The sequence below is a fragment of the Leisingera caerulea DSM 24564 genome (assembly GCF_000473325.1).
GTDB lineage: Bacteria > Pseudomonadota > Alphaproteobacteria > Rhodobacterales > Rhodobacteraceae > Leisingera > Leisingera caerulea.
In genome coordinates this window covers 23,922-42,145 of record NZ_AXBI01000011.1, presented here as the reverse complement: position 1 = coordinate 42,145, position 18,224 = coordinate 23,922, and the positions used below count along the sequence as shown (strand labels likewise).

Genomic DNA, 18,224 nt, shown 5'->3' with positions numbered 1-18,224 from the left:
TTAGGGAGGAAAATTATGGGGCTGACCAACAAATTGAGCCGCATCTCGCGGCGGGATCTGTTCCGTGTGGCAGGGACTTACGGGATGAGCTCGACACTGCTGGCCGCCGGCGGCTTTGGCGGCGCGATGAGCCTGGCGAATCTCGCCTCGGCGGCGGAATCGACATATGAAAAGCGCTATGCCAAGCCCGCCAAGCACACGCTGAAGTTCGGCGCCTCGGGCTTTAACGCGCGCAACTTGCTGATCGAACGGGCAGGGGCGCTGGAATTCGCCCGTGACCTGGAGGCCCGCACCGACGGCGAAATCCGCATTGAATTCATCGGCGACAATCAGATCTGCGGCCAGCTGAGCTGTGTGGAGAAAACCCAGCAGGGCATCGTCGACATTTACGCCGCATCGACCCAGAATTCGGCTGGCGGCGCGCCTTACCTGAACGTGCTGGATTATGCCTTCATGTTCCCGGGCCGCGCCTCGCAGTACCATTTCCTCTATCACCCCAAGAGCCAGGAAATCCTGCGCGACCCGCTGGAGAAGCGCCACGGGCTGAAGTTCCTGTTCAGCCACTGCGAGCTGCGCGGCATCCAGCTGGGCCTGAAATACAAGGACCAGCCGACCATCACCAAACTGGAACAGCTGTTCGGCACCAAGAACCGGGTGACCGGCACCCAGCTGGGCCGGATCGCCATGAAGGCACTGAACCTGAACCCGGTGCCGGTGGCCTGGGAAGAGACCCTCGACGGGCTGAAACAGGGCCTGATCGACGGCGCCGAAACCTGGGCCTCCGCCGTGGCCTATGCCAACATGGCGCCGGTGGTCTCGCAGTCGGTCGACCTCAAGTTCTTCTGCGGAACCGAGCACACCTCAATGTCGGCCAAGGTCTTTGACGGCCTCGAAGGCTACCTGCAGGACGCAGTGATGGAGAGCGCCTACTGGGCGCAGGCCCATGTGCAGGCCGCAAACGAGGCGGCACTGGTCAAGACCGTTGGTTTCAGCGACCCGCAGCTGCCCGGCACGATTTTTGTGGAGAACGGCGTGCGCCCGGCTTTCCTGCCGGACAGCGAAATCCGCATGGCCGAGGAAATGTGCTCACCCGAGTTCCAGCCGCAGCTGTGGGAACAGTGGCGCGACCGCCTGAACAAATGGGCCGGCGGCATCGACACCTATCAGGAGATCTACACCATCGCGCGCGAAGTCGAAAAGGACATGAAGCCCGAAAACGTGGAGCCGCGCCGCTGGTGGAAGGGCTGATACAGGCCTGAACCGCGAGCAGAGGGCCGGCGCCAGAGGCACGCGCCGGCCTTGTTTGCCCGGGCTGATCCGGCGGGGTCACAGCGGCAATGAGGGGAGGAACAGATGCAGCTTTGGTCGGACATCGGCGCCATCATCAGCGCCTTCGCGTCCCAGGACAGCTGGGAGATCCGCAATGCCTTGGAAAGCAATGCCGCCTGGGTGCTGGGCACCGTTGCCGCCGCGCTTGGCGGCCTGCTGGTGATGCTGGTCTACCGCCTGGTGCCGCTTTTGGACCGGCACTTGGAGCGCTCCATCATGGTGTGGAGCTACCTGGCGATTGCCTTCATCATCTTCTGGGGAGTGATCGACCGCTTCGTGTTCAAGAACCAGCAGCCCTGGTCCACGACCATCCCGCCCCTGCTGTTCATGATCATGGCCTGGTTCGGCGCCGCCTTTAACGTGCGGCTGCGGACACACCTCAGCTTTTCCGAATTCCGCACCATCATGCCCCGCTGGGCGCAAATGGGCTGCCTTGCACTGGACGCGGTGCTGTGGTTCGGCTTTGCCGTCATCGTCTTTGTCACCACCACCCGGCTGACCGCGCTGTCGGCGTCGAATTTCCAGATCGTGCTGGGCACCGACAGCGTGCTGCAATGGTGGTTCCTGATCACCGCGCCGATGTCCTTTGTCCTGATGATCGCCCGGGTGTTCGAAAACCTGGGCGACGACATCCGCAACTACCGCAGCGGCGCGCCGCTGATCAAACAGGCCGTGATCGGAGGGGATGTGTAATGGATACGGGAACCTGGGTCACGCTGATCTCGATTGGGGTCACCTTCCTGTTCATGCTGGGGGTGCCGGTGCTTTTGGTGATCGGCTATTGGGTGATCGGCTGCTCCTTTGTGCTGGGGCTGACGCTCGACAACATGGGCGCCGAGCTTCTCAACGTGTTCAACAAGGGCTTTGCCCTGTTGGCGATGCCACTGTTCATCCTGACCGGCGACCTGATCAACCAGTCCGGCATTGCCCGGCGCCTTTCGGATTTTGCCTATGCCTGCCTCGGCTGGATGCGGGGCGGGCTGGCGATGGCCTCGCTGGGCGCCTGCGGGCTGTTTGCCGCGATTTCGGGCTCGAACTCGGCGACAACAGCCACCATCGGCTCAATGCTGCACCCCGAAATGGTCAAAGGCGGCTATGACGAGCGGTTCTCGGCCGCCACCGCCGCGGCGGGCGGCACCGTCGGCATCATCATTCCGCCCTCGATCATCTTTATTGTCTACGGCTTCCTGATGAACCTGCCGATCTCGGATCTGTTCGTGGCCGGCATCCTGCCCGGCGCGATGATGGTCATCGGCATGCAGCTGGCCTGCTGGGTCATCTGCCGCAAGAACGGCTGGGGCTTCCTGATCCCGCTGCAGCTGAACCGGGTCCTGAAAACCGCCTTCGGCGCCTGGCTGGGCTTCTTTGCCATCGGGCTGGTGCTGTGGGGCATCTACACCGGCAAGTTCTCCCCCACCGAGGCGGCGGGCGTGACTGTCGGTTTCTGCGTTATCGCGGGTGTCCTGTCCTGGGTGGTCACCAAAATCACCGGCGCCCGCAGCGGCAAGACATGGGAAGAAAAATCCTATGCCGAAATGCTGGTGGTCGAAGGGTTCACCATCCCGCAAATCCCGGGGATCGTGGTGCGCTCGGCCCAGATCACCGGAATCCTGGCGCCGCTGATTGCGATCTCCGTGGTCATGCAGCAAATCCTGTCGCTCTTGGGTGCTCAGCAGGTGATCGGGGGGTTTGTCACCTCGATGGGCGGCTACCACGCGGTGCTGTTCACCTCGATGGTGATCGTTTTCTTCTCCGGCATGGTCTTGGAAAGCCTGCCGGTCACCATCATCCTGGCGCCGATCCTGGCCCCCATCGCCGCCTCCGCGGGGGTCGACCCGATCCATTTCTCGGTGATTTTCCTGGTCGGCGCCTCCATCGGCTTCATCACCCCGCCCTACGGGCTGAACCTCTATGTCGCATCGGGTGTGACCGGTGTTCCGTATTTCCGGCTGCTTCGCTATACGGTCCCTTACCTTGCAGCGCTGATCGGCGTTTGGGTCCTGGTCTCTCTGGTTCCCGAATTCGCCCTGGTGCTGCTGCCCGATAAATAGCGGTGAGGCGGCGATGGCAGCGGGTACGCTGGACAAGAATGAGGGGCAGATCCCCACCAACCTGCGCCTTCTGGTGCTGCTGGAGGAGGTCGCCTGCCGCGGCGTTGCGGTGAAACCGGCTGAGATGATCGAGGCGATGGGCCTGCCCAAGCCGACCGTTCACAGGCTGATGCAGACGGCTGAGGCGGAAGGCTTCCTGCAGCGCGATCTGGACGGGCGGGCCTACGGCCCCGGCCCCCGCCTGCGCCAGCTGGCGCTCAACACCGTGTCGTCCGAACACCTGCGCACCGGCCGCCTCAGCATCCTCAAAAGTGTCGCCGAAGAGCTGGGCGAGACCTGCAACCTTGCCACCCCCGACCGCGAGGGGATGACCTATCTGGACCGGGTGGAAACCAAGTGGCCGCTGCGCATTCAGCTGCCGATCGGCACCCAGGTGCCCTTCCACTGCACCGCCAGCGGCAAGATGTACCTTTCCACCCTCAAGCCCAGCACGCTGGAGGCCGTTCTGCGCGCCCGCCCGTTGGAAGCGGTGACCGGTAAGACCTGCACCGATCCGGACGCGATCACCGCGGAGTTGGGCGCAATTGCCGGCCGCGGCTATTCCACCGACGACGAAGAGTTCATTGACGGCATGGTCGCCGTCGCCGTCCCCGTGCGGGACGCCCGCGGCCGGCTGCTTGCAACGCTTTCGGTCCACGCACCGGTGCAGCGTCGCAGCCTGCAGGACCTGACGGATTTTCTGCCATGCTTGCAGAAGGCAGCACGTGAGCTGGCGAACCTGGCATAAGGCCCAGGGGCGCAGGCCCTGTCACAGCATCTCATGGCCATTGACTGACGCGTGCCAACTGGCGGCATCCGGCGCGCGCCCGGGTCATGACGGGGTATCAATACGGATGGATTCCAAATGCTCGGGCACCCGGGACGGGCGGCCCAATTCATGCCAAAGCCGCCGCCGCAGCATCTCGGCAGCTTCCGGTTCGCCGTGCGTGAGGTAAGTCATCTCAGGCGCAGGGCCGGCTGCCATCCACCGGAGCAGCTCATCGGCATCGGCGTGGCCTGATAATGTTTCCAGCTGCGCAACCCTTGCGCGGATCACGTGGTCCTTGCCGAAGATGCGCAGCCGCCGCTCTCCCGCCGCCAGCGAGGCGCCGCGGGTGCCGCCCGCCTGATAGCCCGACAGCACGATCATGGTGCGCAGGCTGCCGCCGAAGTTCACCACGTGATGCAAAATGCGCCCGCCGGTGATCATGCCGCTGGCCGACAGGATAACCATCGGTCCTTCCAGCGTGTTCAGCTCTCTGGACTCGGCCACCGAATTGGTCCGGGCCGGCAGCTGGAAGACGGCGGCGCAGTCCTGCCAGGGGATGCGGTGCTCGGCGCAGTGGCGGATATAGATATCGGTGGCATCCGACGCCATCGGGCTGTCGAGGTACACCGGAACCCGCGGAATGCGGCCCGCCGCCATCAGCCGCGACAGGTGGTAGGTGATGCCCTGGGCGCGCCCGACCGCAAAGGCGGGGATCAGCACAATGCCTTTTTGCTTCAGGAACGGGGCCAGGATGCCCGCCAGCTCATCCTCGGGGGCCACGGCCGGGTGCAGGCGGTCGCCGTAGGTCGACTCGCAGACCAGCACATCGGCCCCGGCAAAGGGTTCCGGCGGCGGCATCAGCGGGTCGCGGTCCTGGCCCAGGTCGCCGCTGAAATGCACCGTCCTGCCGCCGACGGTGATCCGGATCTGCGCGGCGCCCAGCAAATGGCCCGCGCGGATGAACTCGGCGCTCAGGCCGCCGCCAAGATCCAGCGGCACCCCGAAGGGATGCGTCTTGAACCGGCGCAGGGCGGCGCGGGCGTCCTGTTCAGTGTACAGCGGGTTCGGGCGCTTGTGCCGGGAGTAGCCCTTGCGCCGGGCATGCTGGGCCTCCTCCTCCTGCAGGCGGCCGCTGTCGCGCAGCAGCAGCCCGCACAGGTCGCGGGTGGGCGGTGTGCAATAGACCGGCGCCCGGCAGCCCGACCGGATCAGCGCCGGCAAATAGCCGGAATGATCCAGATGGGCATGGGTCAGCAGAATGGCGGTGATCGAACCGGGGCGCACCGGGAACGGCTTGCGGTTGCGCCGCCTCAGCTGCTTGTACCCCTGGTACAGCCCGCAATCGACCAGCACCCGCTGCTGTCCGGCCTCAATCAGGTAGCGGGAGCCGGTGACCGTACCGGTGGCCCCTAGGAAACGCAGCCTGGGACTGCTTGGCGGCGGCATGGCGATCTCCTGATTTGCCGGGGCTTACCTGGAGAACAGGACCGGCAGTTTCGCATGCGCCAGCAGCTCGCGGGTGGCGGCGCCGATCACGAAATCATAGGCCCAGGAATGCCCGAAGGCACCGGCGGCCAGCATGTCGGCGCCGCATTCCACCGCCACCTTCAGCAGCATGGTCCCGGTGTCCTGGGCGGTGCGTTCGCGGTTGATCAGCGTCACCGGGTGGCCGTGCCGGTCAAAGGCGGCCGCCATGTCCTCGCGGCAGGCCAGCCCGTCGCTGCCGTCGCCGATGTGAAGGATGGACAGGGTGGCGCCCGGCTGCGCCAGGGCACGGGCGTCATGGGCGGCGCGCCTGGCCTCGCGGGTGTTGCTCCAGCCGATCAGGATATGCGCGCCGACAGGCGCCGGGTCCCAGCCTTCGGGAACGATCAGCACCGGGCGGCCCGAGCGGCGGATCAGCTGCTCCTGCAGCTGGCGCTGGCTGTATCTGGCGCCCTCCGGCGGGCATTGCCCCGCGATCACCAGATCTGCGGCAGCCACGTTGTCCAGCAGGAAATCCTCGGCGCTTTGGCTGCCCAGCGGCTGCTGCCTCAGATCATACGGGAAATCGCGCCCCGCCGCAGCCGCCTCAAAGGTTTTGGCCGCGGCCTCTGCCTCCTCCTGCTGCCATTCCGGCACATAGGCCGCGCCATAGCTGACCAGTCCGCCCTCGGTCCCGGCAAAGGGCACCTGCGCTTCGACAGGCATCACGCCGGTCAGATGGGCGCCGCTGCGGCTGGCCGTGTCCGCGGCAAAGGGCATGAGCCGCTGCGCGTCTTCTGCCGAAAACAGCGCAACCGCCAGGGACTTGAGTGTCATAGCAAAACTCCTTGCTGTGATATCTGTCTCACCGGCGCGGGAAGTTCGGCCGGTCGGTGTTGTAATGCGCGGCGAGGTAATCGAGGATGACGTCGCGCTCGGCAGGGTCCAGTTCGGCCATGCCCTGCTCCTCGGTCATCCAGTCCAGCAGATCCGCCCAGCCTTCGCGGGTCTTGCCCTGCTGGGCGACGATCATCTCAGAATGGCAGGCGGTGCAGGCGTAAAAGGTCTCCTCCGCCCCCTCCGCCACGACCAGCTGGCCGAACTCCCCCTCTTCCGCGGCGCCCGGAACCGCCGCAAGCGCGCAGGCGGCAGCCAGCCACAGGCGTACCGGGCGGGCCGCGCTGCGGGATGCGCTTTGCCCCGGCATCAGCCGGCCCGCAGGCCGACGCGGTGCATCCGGTTGTTCAGATACCCCTTGGGGTTCCAGTCGATGGCGAACCGCTGCATCTCCCCCTCGCTGTCGGTGGCGCGGGCCCAGATCTCGTAATAGCCGGCCACCGGGAAGCGCACCGTTGTGCGCCAGTTCTGCCAGGCGCCGTCGTTGGCGGGCGGGTCGAGTTTCGCCGCCTGCCAGCTGGCCCCGAAGTCATAAGAGACGTCCAGCCGGTCCACCGTGCGGTCGCCGGACCAGGCGTGGCCGCGCACCTCGGTTTCCATGCCGGACGCAGCGCCGTTGGCGGGGAAAGTGATCAGGGATTTCACCGGCATCCGCTCGATGATGCGGAAATCCTCCTTGGGGACGTCGTCGCCCGGTGCCACCGGATATTCAGGAACGCGATAGGAGGTGCCGGTCATCTTCGGCCCGTCATGCACCTGGTCGCGCAGTTCGATCCGGGTCAGCCATTTCTGCGAGCAGGAGCCGGGCCAGCCCGGCACCACCAGCCGCAGCGGCGCGCCGTTCATCGGGTGCAGATCGGCGCCGTTCATCTGAAAGGCGATCAGCACCGTATCCGTTAGCGCCTTGGCAATCGGCAGCCCGCGCGAGATCGGCAGCTTGTCCGGATCCCCCGACAGATGCTCGTCCGCGCCGTAATGCGCGGTATAGACCACGTTGTCCTGAACCCCGGCAGCCTCCAGCACGTCGCGCAGCCGCACCCCGGTCCACTCCGAACAGGCCACGGCGCCATAGGTCCACTGGTTGCCGCTGGCGGGCGGGTCGAAAAAGGCCCGCCCGTTGCCGCCGCATTCCAGCGTCAGCGCCAGGGTGACCACTTCAAAGCGGTCCCTGAGATCGGCTATGGAAAGCTCCTGCGGGCTGTCCGCGAACCCGTCCACCGTCAGCGTCCAGCCCTCCGCGCTGGTGTCATCGGGGGCAATTCCGTTGTTGCGGATGAAGTGCCGCGCCGTTGGCGTGATGGGATCGTCCAGCAGCTCCGGCGGGGTCTCGGCGTTCAGCGGCCGGTCGTTCAGCAGCGTCAGCCCGTCTTTGCCCGCCAGGCCGTTCTCGCTGGCCATCGCGGCGGGAAAGAACCCGTGCGGCAGATTCCGGTGAAACGGCACCGCCATGCCTGCGGCGGCGCCCAGGCTGGCCAAGCCTGCGGTTTTCAGGAACCGGCGGCGGCCGGATCCCATGTCAGCCTCCGTGTCCGCGGCTGCGGGTTTCAGCTTGTCTTTCGATGCCATGGTTGCATTCCCTTTACTCGCGGTGCTGCCCGCCGGGCCGCCGTGCACCAAAGGCATGCAGGACGGGTCACGGGGCAGCACCGGTCAGTCCTCGCGGCAGCCTCCGGCAAGCGGCAGCCGCGTTTGGGTGCCGCCGCCGGAATTGAATGCAGCCATTTGACCATGCGCCTGCACCCGGCGCATTGACTGCGGTTAAGGGGCGGGGCACGGCCCCCCGGCAGTCAGCACCGCGGCACGCTGGTTCAACACGGCAAGCGCAGTTGCCCGGCGGCCGGGCTGTTTTCCTGCAGATCCGGACCGGCGTCAGAACCGCTGGCGCCAGTTGCGTCCCTGCGGCTGCCCGGCAGCTGAAAGCCCTGGATCGGATCTGCCAGGCATCGGCCGGTGCCAAGCGCATACCGGCACTTTGAGCCACCCTCGCGTTATTAACGCCAGGCAATGCGGCCGGGCCCTTGCCTGGCTAAACTTCCCGGCACACCCCACCATGACAGGAAGCAGGCCATGACTGAAAGAATTCTCGTTGCCACTGACGGATCGGCATCAGGCAACCGCGCGGTGGATTGCGCGGCGGAATTGTCCAACAAGCTTGGGCGCGGCCTCAGCATCGTTCACGTTTACCTGCACGGGCGGCCGGCCGCGGAAATGATGCAGCTCGCCAGGTCCGAGCAGCTGTATGAACAAGTGGCGGCAGCCCAGGACCTTACCCCCCGCGGCCAGCCCGCGAACTTCCTGGGGCTGTTCGCCAGCGCCACCGAAGAGCGCGAAAAGGCAAACGCGATTCTGGCCATCGGCGAGACAATCCTCAATTGGGCAGAGCACCGAGCCAAGGATGCCGGCGCGCAGGACGTGGTCACGCACCTGTCTGCGGGCGATTACGCGGACGGTATTCTGAAAACCGCCGAACTCGAAAATGCAGGGATGATCGTCATCGGCAGGCGCGGGCTGGGTCAGGTGCGCGAAATCCTGATGGGAAGCGTGTCCCAGAAGGTCCTGCACCACGCGGCCTGCACAGTGGTTGTCACCCAATAACCCGGCACCGGAAGGGCAAAGGCACCGGCGTCAGGGCGCGCCCGCGGGCCGTCTTTTTCCAGGTGCCGCCGCCTAGTCCCAAAGGTCCCGGATCGGCTTGCGCATCGCGTTTTTGACCTGATCGAACTCCCCTTTCGAAACATGGCGGCGCAACAGATCGAACACCGCAGCCACGGCGCGTTCGGGGTCGTCCAGCGGATCCTTGTCAAACCGCGCTTCGATGCGGGCCAGCAGATCCTTCTTGCTGCGGGGTTTCGCCGGTGTCTTGGACGGGTCCCAGCCGGCATAGAACACGCCCCGGACCAGCACAGGAAGCTGGGCCGCCAGGTCGGCGGCTTCGTCAACGGACAGGAAATCGCGAATGGCATGCAGTGTTTCGTGCAGCAGCAGATAGGCCCTGGATTTATCCGGCCAGCCGAGGTCGTCGCAAAGCTGGTTCAGCCATTCGGCAAAAACCTGCGGCGCATGATCAAGAGTCTTGATGCCCGTGGTCGCCATAATTCTCCCTCCAGCTAAAGATTGCCGGTTCAGGATCGGCCAAACCGGGCCGCGCCGCATTGATGGGTGTCAATGCCTCCCGGAACGGGTGCCGGACTGCGGGCAGCAGCACGCGGCCCGGCTGGTCTGCGCTTTTACACTGCTGCGCTGATCCGCTCGAAAGCCGCCTCCATAAGGGCCTCTGCCCGCGCCTGGCCGGCGGCAACGGCCGCCGCGTTGAGCGAGGCGCGCAGCGGATGCGGCGGTGAGAGCAGGATCACTCCTTCGGATGACTGGCCGCGCCGGAACAGAAGGTCCCCCAGGATGCCGCACTGCCGGGGAATGCCCAGGGGCGCCTCACTCTCAAGGTTTTGCTGCACGATGACGATCCCCTCCGGCTGCCGTCCCATCAGCCCGGTTGCAGCGGCAAGCGGGATCGACACGCCGCTCCAGCGCCCGTTGCATTCGATCCAGTGAATCTGTTCCGCGCCTGAGGGTAGCCTCCGCAGCACCGCATCCAGCGAACAGGGCCCGAAATAGCCGGCCTTTTGGAACATGGCGCCAAGGCGCATGGCGTCCGCCGCCAGCGTTTCCTCGGTTTCGCGCGTCAGGCTGGCATACCGCGCCCCGGCGAACTTGCCCTCGCGCCCCTGCACGCGCTGCTCGAACAGCCCCAGGATTTCCGGCGGCCCCTCGCTGGCGTGCGGCAGCCACATCTGCACCGACGGGCTTTTTTCCACCCCGCTTTCCCACACCCCCACCAGCACCGGATACCCGCCCTCCCATCCTGCGGCCCGCAGCCGCTGTTCCAGCTGGCCGCACAGCGCCGCAGTGCCAAGCCCTTCAAGCTGCGCCGCGCTGAACCGGATATTCCCGGCCGCCCCCGCGCTGTCCGGCACCTTGACCACGGCTTGCCCGGAAACCCGCACCAGGCGGGCCATCTGCCCGGCCGCCGCCGCCGGGCCAAAGGCAAAGGCGGTGGGCGGCACCGACTCCGGCCCGGCGATCTCCCGCGCAACGTCCCAGAACCACAGCTTGTCATTGACCCGGCGCGACATCCGCGGCGAGGGGCCCGCAACATAGACCGGCAGCCCGGCAGCGGCGGCCAGCGCCTGCGCCAGCTGCCACAGATGACCGGTCACCAGATAGCCGTGCAATGTCAGCGACCCTGCCGCCCGCAGCAGCTCCAGCAACGGCGCAAACAGCGCCGGGCTGGTGCGGCACTGCTTGGCCACCGGCGCCGGATCGGCGCCCTGCGCTTGCAGAAACCGGACCTGGCGGATGCCAAGATATTCGGCCAGATAGGCCTCAAAGTCCGGGCTGCGCTGCCGCACCACAACCGCGTCGCCGGGTTTGGCAAGCAGCGCCATGCGATAGTCGCGGGTCCCGGCCATTTCGGGTGTGAACAGGGCAATTCCCACCTGATCCCCGATGAACAGGGACGCGCCGCTGCCGGTGCCCTGCTGCACGCCCGGCCACAGATCGCGCGAGGTTCTCAGCGCGGGCTCATCCCGGGCCAGCCTGTCTGCAATCGCATCCACGGCCGGCCCGCCCCGCGCATCCCGGGTTTGAGACGGGTTCAAAACTGCCCCCCTTCTTTACGGCTAGGCTTGCCGGGAATAGTATCACAGTATTCCCTGGCCCGACCTGACCGGAAAAAATATGTGCCGCCTCTATGCCATGCACGCCAATGAGCCGACCCGCGTCGAATGCGGCCTGGTGAAGGCTCAGAATGCGCTGATGGCGCAAAGCCAGGGCGACATGGAAGGCATGATGCACGGCCACGGCTGGGGGGTTGCGGATTACCCCGACGGCGTTCCGGTCATCGAAAAGCAGGTCTGGGCAGCCTATCACGGCGAACATTTCGCCAAGGCCGCCGCGCGGGTCTATGGCCGCACGGCGGTTGCCCATGTCCGCCGCGCAACGGTCGGCGCCACCAGCGTCGAAAACACCCATCCGTTCCATTACGGGCGCTGGATCTTCGCGCATAACGGCACCATTCCGAATTTTGAGCAGATCCGGTTCCGGCTGCTGGACGGGATGGATCCGTTGCACCGGTCCGGAATTCACGGCCAGACCGACAGCGAGCATGTGTTCCGCTACCTGCTCAGCCTGTTCCTGCGCCACCCCGAAAAGGGGCTGCTGGACACCGTGCACGACGCCCTCATCCAGATTACCGCCTGGTGCGCAGAGATCGACCCGTCCCGCCCGCCGGGCCTCAACATCGTGCTGACCGACGGGCCGCACCTGGTGGGCGCACGGCTCAACCGTTCCCTGTTCCACCTGCGCCGCGACCATCTGCACATCTGCACCGTCTGCGGCGAGACGCATGTCAAACATAAACATAACACGGATTACAGGTCAGTTGAGGTCGCCTCCGAACCCGTCACCTTTGACGAGCCCTGGCAGGAGGTGCCCAACGGTGTGGTGTTCCAGGCAACGGCGGACTTCCGGCTGCAGATGCGGCCGCTCCCGCAGCCGGGCTAAGGCCGCGGCGCCGCGTCCGGTCGACAGAATCGCTTTGCGCCAGTATCGTGTCACTTGCACCGCGGGGCCATATCACTCTACCGCCGGTCATTGTGCGGTACAGTATGCGGATCAGGATCCCTACTGGCATTTCTTGCAGGGAAAGTATCAGTGACCAGCCAAGGCGCAATCCCGATACAATACACCAACGTGACCAGCCTGAGGGTTGGCGCGATGGAGTTTGACAGCCGCGACACCGCGCTCAACAGTTTCCGCCGAAACGTCCAGCGCGTCCCGGCGAATAAGATCCTGCTGCATGACGGCGAGCACAACTGCAAGGTCATCGTTGTGATCGACGGCTGGCTGGCCACCTCGAAATCCTCTCTGAACGGCGAAGTGCAGCTGATTGATTTCATGCTGCCGGGCGATATCGCGGATCCCACCTCGGCCGACGGCAAAACGGCCGGGCTCAACATCGAGGCGGTCACGGAGGCGCTGATTTCGGTCATTCCGCTGGCGGTCTGGCATCGGATGCTGGCGGAATCGCCGCGTCTGGCGCGGGCAAATGAACACGTTCAGGCTGCCGAACGCGCCCGGCTGTCGGAACGCATGCTGCGCCTGGGGCGCGGCAGCGCCGAAAGCCGCATCGCCTATGCGCTGATCGAGCTGTGCCTGCGGCTGAAACCGCTGGGCCTGTCGGAAAATTGCGCCTTTCACCTGCCGCTCACCCAAAGGCACATCGGCGATTTCACCGGCCTGACCGCCGTCCACGTCTGCCGGACCCTGCGCCGCTTTGTCAGGAACGGACTGGTCGAAACCGCCGATCACATGGACATCCGGATCACCGATCTTGGCACCCTGTCGGACATCGCCGGGGTGGAGCCGGAGCGGCTGGCAGCCGAAATCACGCCGCTGCCGGACTAACGGTATTCGGCGATCTCGCCCAGGGCCTCACCGGCCAGCTGTTCCGAGGCATGGACGGCGATGTCCGTCACCGACAAGAGCCCGGCCAGCCGTCCCGCATCATCCAGCACCGGCAGGCGGCGGACCTGGTGATCCCCCATCAGCGCCGCCGCGGCTTCGATGCTGTCTTCCGCCCGGCAGCAGATCACCCCGTCATTCATCACGGCGGCAATCGACAGCCCCTTCAGCAAACCGTCCTGCCCGGCCAGCACCAGGGCTAGATCCCGATCGGTGACAACGCCGACAACCTCGCCGTCATCGACTACCGGCAGCACGCCGATCCCCAGGCTGCGCATCTGCTCCGCAGCGCTGGCCACGCTGTCCTCCCGGCGGGCAAACCGTGCGGGCACCGACATGATCTCTTCTACAAGCATTGGGCCTCTCCTTTCCCTGCCGCCGGCAGCCTGCCCGTCACCTGCGCCCGAACCGTCAGGAGGCCGGTTTCACATCAATTTTCTGCGCCGGGGTACGGGCTTCCGGCGTCTTCGGCAGGCGCACGGTCAGAACCCCGTTCTTGAAGGTGGCTTCGATCTTGCTGCGGTCGATGCCCTCCGGGATCCGCACGCTGCGCTCGAACGCGCCGAACCGCCGTTCGCTCAGGTAATAGTCGCCCTCCTTGTCCCCCTCCTCGCGGTCTTCCTTCTTTTCGCCGCGCAGGGTCAACATACTGTCGCTCACCCGCAGGTCCATGTCGTCCTCGGTCAGGCCGGGCAGCTCGGCGCTCAGCTTCAGCTCGTCCTCCTTGTCGATCACATCCAGCACCGGCACTTTCCAGGTGAACTCAGGCAGCGCCCCGCTGATCCGGCGCCCCTGCCCCTTTCTGCGGCGGCGCAGCGGCGCAAAGAAACTGCCGGCGTTCAGGTCCTCCAGCAGATCGTCGATCTCGTCCCGGATGTTCCAAAGCGGTCCCCAGGTGCGCTCGGCAACCCCGGTGTCCTGGCTGGCATCCGGCTCGGTGTGTTTCGGGTCCTGTTTGTCGGTCATCATCCGGGTTCCTTCGGAAATTCATGAGTCGCTGTCCCCACCAGACTCCGCCAGACCTCCGGTTCGCGCATTAACCAGCGTTAAAGCGCCCGGCAGCCGGCCGCGCCCTGCACGGGTTGACCGGCATCAACCCCTGACACCCGGGCGATCTGCTATATCTCATAGTCAGGCCCGCGGCGCCGGTACCGCTGCAGGCATCCGCATCCGGGAAGGGACACCCAAGCCGTGAGTTACAAGCCATGAGTTACAAGACCATTCTTGCCTGCCTGACTTCGGAGTTTTCCGCGAGCCGCCTGCTGCCGGCGGCCTGCGGGCTGGCGCAGCAATTCGACGCCCATCTGACCGGCCTGCACACGCGCGAAGCGCTGGTGCCCTACTCCGGCATCGCAATCGCTGCCGATGAAATCGTGCTGGGCGACTTCAACCGGCGCGTCGCCGAAGAGGACCAGAAGATCGAGAAGCTGTTCCAGGCGGCGGCGGACACGGCCGGCTGCACGGCGGAATGGCGCTCGCGCGCGGCCCGCTCGCCGGACGCCGCGGACGAGCTGCTGGAATCGGCCACCCGCTCCGATCTGATCCTGGCGCTGCTGCCCGACCGGCAGCAGGAACGCTTCGATCAGGCCGGATTCCAAAAGGAGCTGGTCGTGAACAGCGGCCGCCCGGTGCTGCTGCTGCCGGATGACTGGGGCGGCAAGCCGGTCGGCACCCGCATCCTGACCGCCTGGAACGGCAGCCGCGAGTCGGCCCGTGCCCTGCACGACGGCCTGCCCTTCCTGCAGCGCGCCGGATTTGCTGAGATCGTCACCGTCCAGGAGCCGCATCACCGCTCGGCGGAGTTCGACACCGAAGGCCTTGAAATCGCCCGCGTGCTGTCCCGCCACGGGGTCACGGCAGAGGTCCGCCAGATCCAGGACACCGAACAACCGCCAGGCATCCGCATCCTGATGGAGGCCGCCAGCCAGCAGTGCGATCTGGTGATCATGGGCGGCTACGGCCACTCCAGGCTGCACCGGCTGATCTTCGGCGATGCCTCCGAACACGTGCTGCGGGAGGCCCGGATCCCGGTGCTGATGTCCGGCTGACCGCGGCCCTCATGCCCGGCCCGGATGCCCTGCCTGTCTACGGACTTGCCGCAGTGTTCGCCGCCGCGGCGCTGGTGGTGTGGTTTGCGGGCACCCGGCTGGCGATGGCCGGGGATGAACTCTCGGAGCGTTACGGGCTGGCCAAGGAATTCGTCGGGCTGCTGTTCCTCGCCACCGTCACCGAACTGCCGGAAATCGTCACCACCGTCACCGCGGCGCAGGTGGGCAATGCCCAGCTGGTGCTGGGCAACATGTTCGGCGGCATCACCATGCAGACTGCCATCTTGGCGGTCGCCGACATCTTTGCGGTGCGCTACGCGCTGACCTCCTGGCCGCGCAAGCCCAACCATGCCCTGCTGGCGGTGCTGCTGATCGCTTTGCTGAGCGTCCTGCTGTGCGTCACCTTTCTGGGCGACCTCGACCTGGGCCCGGGGATCGGGCTGGGCGCCATCCTGCTGGCGGCCGGATTTCCGCTGGTGATCTATCTGCTGCGCGCCTTCGACCGCAAAACCACCTGGGCGCCAGTCGACCTGCCGGACGAACAGGAGCGCCGCAAGACGCTGCGCGCCCACCTGCGCGCGCCGGACGCTGCCAGCAACCGCGTGCTGCTGCTGCGCTCCGCGGGATACAGCCTGCTGATCGTGGCGGCCGGCGCGGCGCTGGCGATCAGCGCCGATCTGCTGGCGGAGCGGACGCAGCTGGGCGCGTCTTTTATCGGGGTGACTTTGCTGGCCGCCGCAACCTCGTTGCCGGAACTCAGCACAACGCTGGCCGCCGCCCGCATCGGCGCCTACACGATGGCGATTTCCAACATTTTCGGCAGCAACCTGATCATGCTGGCTCTGCTGCTGCCGGCCGACATCGCCTACCGGGGCGGGCCGATCCTGGACCACGCCACCACCGGCGCCCAGCTCAGCATTGCCACCGGGATACTGGTCACGGCGATCTATGTCGCGGGGCTGCTGATCCGCCGCACGCCGAGGGTTCTGGGCGCGGGCCTCGATTCCTGGCTCGTGCTCGCGGTCTACTTCAGCTCGATTGCCGCGCTGTACCGCATCGGCTGACCGCGCCGCGCCCCGCCGCCTTGCGGGACGCAGTTTGCGCGGGTCCGGCTCAGACCGGATCGGACTGCGCGGTCTTGGTGGCCTTCTTGGTCATCTTCACCGCTTCGCCGATGGTCTCTTCCACCGCGTCCGCTTCGGTATCGCTCATGTAGCGGGCGCAGCGGGACATCATGCCAAGCCATTCCTGGCCGTCCTCGGCAATACGCTCTGCCGAATGGCGCTGCCATTCCGCAAAGGCTTCGGCCACCGAAACCGGCGCCCCGGAGCCGTCCGATGCTATCGTCCGGGCCGTGTCCAGGGCGGTCCGCGCCGCCTCATGCCGGCGCTCGAACCAATGGCGCGCGAACACTTCCGCTTCATCCAGGAGCTTCTCCTGAACGTTCCAGAATTGCTCCACTTGCGGCTTGTACATCGGGTTGAACTGCATCGCGCTTTGCCACGGCTTCAGCGCTTCCGCAAAAATCCCCGCACTTTTGTATGTCGATTTTTCTGGCATCTGTGCATCTCCTCGCAGCGGATTTCACCTTGCCGCTATTGTGCCACCTGCCCGCCGGAGCCGCTTTAATTAAAATCAAACACCCGCCCCGGCAGGCCGCAGCGGGCCGCAGCCCGGCGGATAACCGCTCAGCCTGGCGCGCGCTGCCTAATCCGCAGCCGCCGCGGCAGAAAGATAGGCAGCGGCGGCCCCCACCGTTGCGATCCGGGGATAATCCGCCTCCGGGATTTCGATGCCAAGCCGCTGGTGCAGGGCCGCCGCCAGATTCAGGATATCCATCGAATCCAGCTCCAGATCATCCTGCAGATGATCTGCGTCCGACACCCCTGCGGGGTCGATGTCGGGGGCCACCCGTGTCAGCTCTTCCAGGAAAACGGCACGCATATCGGTCTGGGTCATAGCGCCTCCGGCTGGGAAACCAGTGTTTCAAACTCGCTCAGGAACCGCGCCGCCTGCCGACCGCCGCTAACCCGGTGATCGGCGGCCACGGTCACGGTGACAACCCTGCGCGGCACAACGCGGCCCCCGGCCACCCAGGGGCGCAGCTGCGGCGCGCCGATCCCGATCAGCGCCACCTGCGGCGGAAAGATCACCCCCGCCATCACCTCGCCGACGCCGCCGCCGCCCAGGCTGGACACGGTCAGGGTGCCGCGGGTCATCTCGGAACTCGTCAGCCGCCCCGCCCGCGCCCGCGAGACGAGGTCGCGCATCGCCGCCATGGTCTCAGCCAGCGGCATCGACGGCGCATCCTCCAGCGCCGGCGCCACCAGCCCGCCGCCGCGCAGCGCCACCGCAATACCGGGGTTGACCTGCGCGGCGGGCTGAAAGGCGCCATCGCTGTAATGCCCGTTCAGAGAGTCCTCCCTTTGCGCCGCCAGCGCCGCCGCCCGCAGCAGCACCGCGCCCAGCAGGATGCGTTCCGCCGGCGGCACCCCGGCATTGCGCGCAGCCAGCAGATCAACGGCATCCTGCACGTCCATGGTCTGCGACAGGTAGAAATGCGGGATCGTCTGCTTGGCGCGGGTCATCGCCGCGGCAATCGCCTTGCGCATCTCATCCAGGCGCGAGGCCGGTTTGCCGGTGCCGCCCCCGCCGCTTGCGTCCACATCCGCCAGCACGATGGCGCCGCCCGGGCCGCTGCCCGTGAGGCCGCCCAGGTCCACCCCCAGATCCGCCGCCCGCAGCCGCGCCGCAGGCGACGCCCTGAGCGCGCCCGCCTTTGCCGGGGCGGGCGGCGCAGCAACCGGGGCAGGCGCGGGGGCGGCAGCCGCAGCGGGCTGCGGCGCGGCTGCGGGCTCCGGCGCCGCCTCGCCCGCCGCCCGAATGACCGCCATCGGCGCCCCCACCGGCAGCACCTGGCCGGGCTGCGCCTTCAGCTCCTGCACCGTGCCGGCTTCGAAACACTCGATTTCGATGGCACCCTTCTGGGTTTCGACCACCGCCACCGCATCGCCGCGCACCACGGTATCACCCGGCGCCACCAGCCATTCAGCCAGCGTGCCGCTCTCCATGTCAGAGCCAAGCGAGGGCATCGTGAACAGACCCATC

Annotated in this window: 20 protein-coding genes; 9 read left to right on the top strand and 11 right to left on the bottom strand. The window is 66.4% G+C overall.

The genetic code is table 11. The features are described from left to right. Positions 1-15: 15 nt before the first annotated feature. The 4 genes from CAER_RS0101625 to CAER_RS0101610 all read left to right on the top strand — a co-directional run bounded on the left by CAER_RS0101625 (position 16) and on the right by CAER_RS0101610 (position 4,167). Positions 16-1,248 carry a TRAP transporter substrate-binding protein gene (locus tag CAER_RS0101625; protein WP_027233763.1) on the top strand — a complete coding sequence of 411 codons (1,233 nt, stop codon included), beginning with the start codon at positions 16-18 and terminating at the stop codon, positions 1,246-1,248. Positions 1,249-1,353: 105 nt separating this feature from the next. Next, positions 1,354-2,022, top strand: a complete 669-nt coding sequence (locus CAER_RS0101620; protein ID WP_027233762.1) for a TRAP transporter small permease — start codon at positions 1,354-1,356, stop codon at positions 2,020-2,022. After that, positions 2,022-3,380: a TRAP transporter large permease gene (locus CAER_RS0101615; protein WP_027233761.1), complete on the top strand. Its 1,359-nt coding sequence runs from the start codon at positions 2,022-2,024 to the stop codon at positions 3,378-3,380. Before CAER_RS0101620 ends, CAER_RS0101615 begins: the two co-directional genes overlap by 1 nt. Positions 3,381-3,393: 13 nt before the next feature. After that, positions 3,394-4,167, top strand: a complete 774-nt coding sequence (locus CAER_RS0101610; RefSeq protein WP_027233760.1) for an IclR family transcriptional regulator — start codon at positions 3,394-3,396, stop codon at positions 4,165-4,167. A gap of 84 nt (positions 4,168-4,251) precedes the next feature. Here the strand turns inward: CAER_RS0101610 and CAER_RS0101605 are convergent, their stop codons facing one another. From CAER_RS0101605 to CAER_RS27205, 4 genes are read right to left on the bottom strand one after another with little or no spacing between them, the layout of a single operon-like run. Next, entirely contained in the window at positions 4,252-5,634 is a 1,383-nt protein-coding gene (locus CAER_RS0101605; protein WP_027233759.1) for an MBL fold metallo-hydrolase, read from the bottom strand. Positions 5,635-5,658: 24 nt separating this feature from the next. Beyond that, positions 5,659-6,489 (bottom strand): universal stress protein, encoded by an 831-nt coding sequence (locus CAER_RS0101600; RefSeq protein WP_027233758.1) that lies wholly within the window; start codon positions 6,487-6,489, stop codon positions 5,659-5,661. A 28-nt stretch (positions 6,490-6,517) separates the two neighbouring features. After that, complete coding sequence (locus CAER_RS27210) at positions 6,518-6,859, bottom strand: hypothetical protein (protein WP_036796746.1); 342 nt, start codon at positions 6,857-6,859, stop codon at positions 6,518-6,520. Further along, positions 6,859-8,115 (bottom strand): sulfite oxidase, encoded by a 1,257-nt coding sequence (locus CAER_RS27205; RefSeq protein ID WP_051357637.1) that lies wholly within the window; start codon positions 8,113-8,115, stop codon positions 6,859-6,861. Before CAER_RS27205 ends, CAER_RS27210 begins: the two co-directional genes overlap by 1 nt. Before the next feature lie 501 nt (positions 8,116-8,616). Between CAER_RS27205 and CAER_RS0101585 the strand changes: the two genes are divergently transcribed. Beyond that, positions 8,617-9,144, top strand: a complete 528-nt coding sequence (locus tag CAER_RS0101585) for a universal stress protein (protein WP_027233757.1) — start codon at positions 8,617-8,619, stop codon at positions 9,142-9,144. Between the two features lie 72 nt (positions 9,145-9,216). On the opposite strand, the gene CAER_RS0101580 is transcribed toward CAER_RS0101585, so the two are convergent. Further along, positions 9,217-9,642 (bottom strand): DUF2267 domain-containing protein, encoded by a 426-nt coding sequence (locus CAER_RS0101580; RefSeq protein WP_027233756.1) that lies wholly within the window; start codon positions 9,640-9,642, stop codon positions 9,217-9,219. Positions 9,643-9,776: 134 nt separating this feature from the next. Beyond that, a complete protein-coding gene (locus CAER_RS0101575) occupies positions 9,777-11,162 on the bottom strand; it encodes a preATP grasp domain-containing protein (protein WP_027233755.1) in 1,386 nt (461 codons plus the stop codon). A 121-nt stretch (positions 11,163-11,283) separates the two neighbouring features. Between CAER_RS0101575 and CAER_RS27200 the strand changes: the two genes are divergently transcribed. Both CAER_RS27200 and CAER_RS0101565 read left to right on the top strand, forming a co-directional pair. Further along, positions 11,284-12,108 (top strand): class II glutamine amidotransferase, encoded by an 825-nt coding sequence (locus CAER_RS27200; protein ID WP_036796743.1) that lies wholly within the window; start codon positions 11,284-11,286, stop codon positions 12,106-12,108. Between the two features lie 150 nt (positions 12,109-12,258). After that, on the top strand, positions 12,259-13,011 hold the full coding sequence (locus CAER_RS0101565) for a Crp/Fnr family transcriptional regulator (protein ID WP_027233754.1): 753 nt from the start codon (positions 12,259-12,261) through the stop codon (positions 13,009-13,011). On the opposite strand, the gene CAER_RS0101560 is transcribed toward CAER_RS0101565, so the two are convergent. Both CAER_RS0101560 and CAER_RS0101555 read right to left on the bottom strand, forming a co-directional pair. Further along, positions 13,008-13,424, bottom strand: coding sequence for a CBS domain-containing protein (locus tag CAER_RS0101560; protein WP_027233753.1), 417 nt, complete (start codon positions 13,422-13,424; stop codon positions 13,008-13,010). The genes CAER_RS0101565 and CAER_RS0101560 overlap by 4 nt on opposite strands. A 55-nt stretch (positions 13,425-13,479) precedes the next feature. Then, positions 13,480-14,034, bottom strand: a complete 555-nt coding sequence (locus tag CAER_RS0101555) for an Hsp20/alpha crystallin family protein (RefSeq protein ID WP_027233752.1) — start codon at positions 14,032-14,034, stop codon at positions 13,480-13,482. 239 nt (positions 14,035-14,273) lie between these two features. On the opposite strand from CAER_RS0101555, the gene CAER_RS0101550 reads away from it, so the two are divergent. Then, complete coding sequence (locus CAER_RS0101550) at positions 14,274-15,116, top strand: universal stress protein (RefSeq protein WP_027233751.1); 843 nt, start codon at positions 14,274-14,276, stop codon at positions 15,114-15,116. Positions 15,117-15,127: 11 nt separating this feature from the next. Continuing rightward, a complete protein-coding gene (locus tag CAER_RS0101545) occupies positions 15,128-16,180 on the top strand; it encodes a sodium:calcium antiporter (RefSeq protein WP_027233750.1) in 1,053 nt (350 codons plus the stop codon). A 49-nt stretch (positions 16,181-16,229) separates the two neighbouring features. Here the strand turns inward: CAER_RS0101545 and CAER_RS0101540 are convergent, their stop codons facing one another. From CAER_RS0101540 to CAER_RS0101530, 3 genes are all read right to left on the bottom strand, one after another. Beyond that, on the bottom strand, positions 16,230-16,676 hold the full coding sequence (locus CAER_RS0101540; protein WP_027233749.1) for a hypothetical protein: 447 nt from the start codon (positions 16,674-16,676) through the stop codon (positions 16,230-16,232). A 147-nt stretch (positions 16,677-16,823) separates the two neighbouring features. After that, positions 16,824-17,075, bottom strand: coding sequence for an acyl carrier protein (locus tag CAER_RS0101535; RefSeq protein ID WP_027233748.1), 252 nt, complete (start codon positions 17,073-17,075; stop codon positions 16,824-16,826). Continuing rightward, positions 17,072-18,223 carry a 2-oxo acid dehydrogenase subunit E2 gene (locus CAER_RS0101530; RefSeq protein WP_027233747.1) on the bottom strand — a complete coding sequence of 384 codons (1,152 nt, stop codon included), beginning with the start codon at positions 18,221-18,223 and terminating at the stop codon, positions 17,072-17,074. The genes CAER_RS0101535 and CAER_RS0101530 overlap by 4 nt, the downstream gene beginning before the upstream one ends. Position 18,224 lies beyond the last annotated feature (1 nt).

Bases quoted from the DNA above. Each gene is read 5' to 3' on its own strand.
- CAER_RS0101625 (WP_027233763.1), top strand. From the start codon at position 16: ATGGGGCTGACCAACAAATTGAGCCGCATCTCGCGGCGGGATCTGTTC.
- CAER_RS0101620 (WP_027233762.1), top strand. From the start codon at position 1,354: ATGCAGCTTTGGTCGGACATCGGCGCCATCATCAGCGCCTTCGCGTCC.
- CAER_RS0101615 (WP_027233761.1), top strand. From the start codon at position 2,022: ATGGATACGGGAACCTGGGTCACGCTGATCTCGATTGGGGTCACCTTC.
- CAER_RS0101610 (WP_027233760.1), top strand. From the start codon at position 3,394: ATGGCAGCGGGTACGCTGGACAAGAATGAGGGGCAGATCCCCACCAAC.
- CAER_RS0101605 (WP_027233759.1), bottom strand. From the start codon at position 5,634: ATGCCGCCGCCAAGCAGTCCCAGGCTGCGTTTCCTAGGGGCCACCGGT.
- CAER_RS0101600 (WP_027233758.1), bottom strand. From the start codon at position 6,489: ATGACACTCAAGTCCCTGGCGGTTGCGCTGTTTTCGGCAGAAGACGCG.
- CAER_RS27210 (WP_036796746.1), bottom strand. From the start codon at position 6,859: ATGCCGGGGCAAAGCGCATCCCGCAGCGCGGCCCGCCCGGTACGCCTG.
- CAER_RS27205 (WP_051357637.1), bottom strand. From the start codon at position 8,115: ATGGCATCGAAAGACAAGCTGAAACCCGCAGCCGCGGACACGGAGGCT.
- CAER_RS0101585 (WP_027233757.1), top strand. From the start codon at position 8,617: ATGACTGAAAGAATTCTCGTTGCCACTGACGGATCGGCATCAGGCAAC.
- CAER_RS0101580 (WP_027233756.1), bottom strand. From the start codon at position 9,642: ATGGCGACCACGGGCATCAAGACTCTTGATCATGCGCCGCAGGTTTTT.
- CAER_RS27200 (WP_036796743.1), top strand. From the start codon at position 11,284: ATGTGCCGCCTCTATGCCATGCACGCCAATGAGCCGACCCGCGTCGAA.
- CAER_RS0101560 (WP_027233753.1), bottom strand. From the start codon at position 13,424: ATGCTTGTAGAAGAGATCATGTCGGTGCCCGCACGGTTTGCCCGCCGG.
- CAER_RS0101555 (WP_027233752.1), bottom strand. From the start codon at position 14,034: ATGACCGACAAACAGGACCCGAAACACACCGAGCCGGATGCCAGCCAG.
- CAER_RS0101550 (WP_027233751.1), top strand. From the start codon at position 14,274: ATGAGTTACAAGACCATTCTTGCCTGCCTGACTTCGGAGTTTTCCGCG.
- CAER_RS0101545 (WP_027233750.1), top strand. From the start codon at position 15,128: ATGCCCGGCCCGGATGCCCTGCCTGTCTACGGACTTGCCGCAGTGTTC.
- CAER_RS0101540 (WP_027233749.1), bottom strand. From the start codon at position 16,676: ATGCCAGAAAAATCGACATACAAAAGTGCGGGGATTTTTGCGGAAGCG.
- CAER_RS0101535 (WP_027233748.1), bottom strand. From the start codon at position 17,075: ATGACCCAGACCGATATGCGTGCCGTTTTCCTGGAAGAGCTGACACGG.
- CAER_RS0101530 (WP_027233747.1), bottom strand. From the start codon at position 18,223: ATGGGTCTGTTCACGATGCCCTCGCTTGGCTCTGACATGGAGAGCGGC.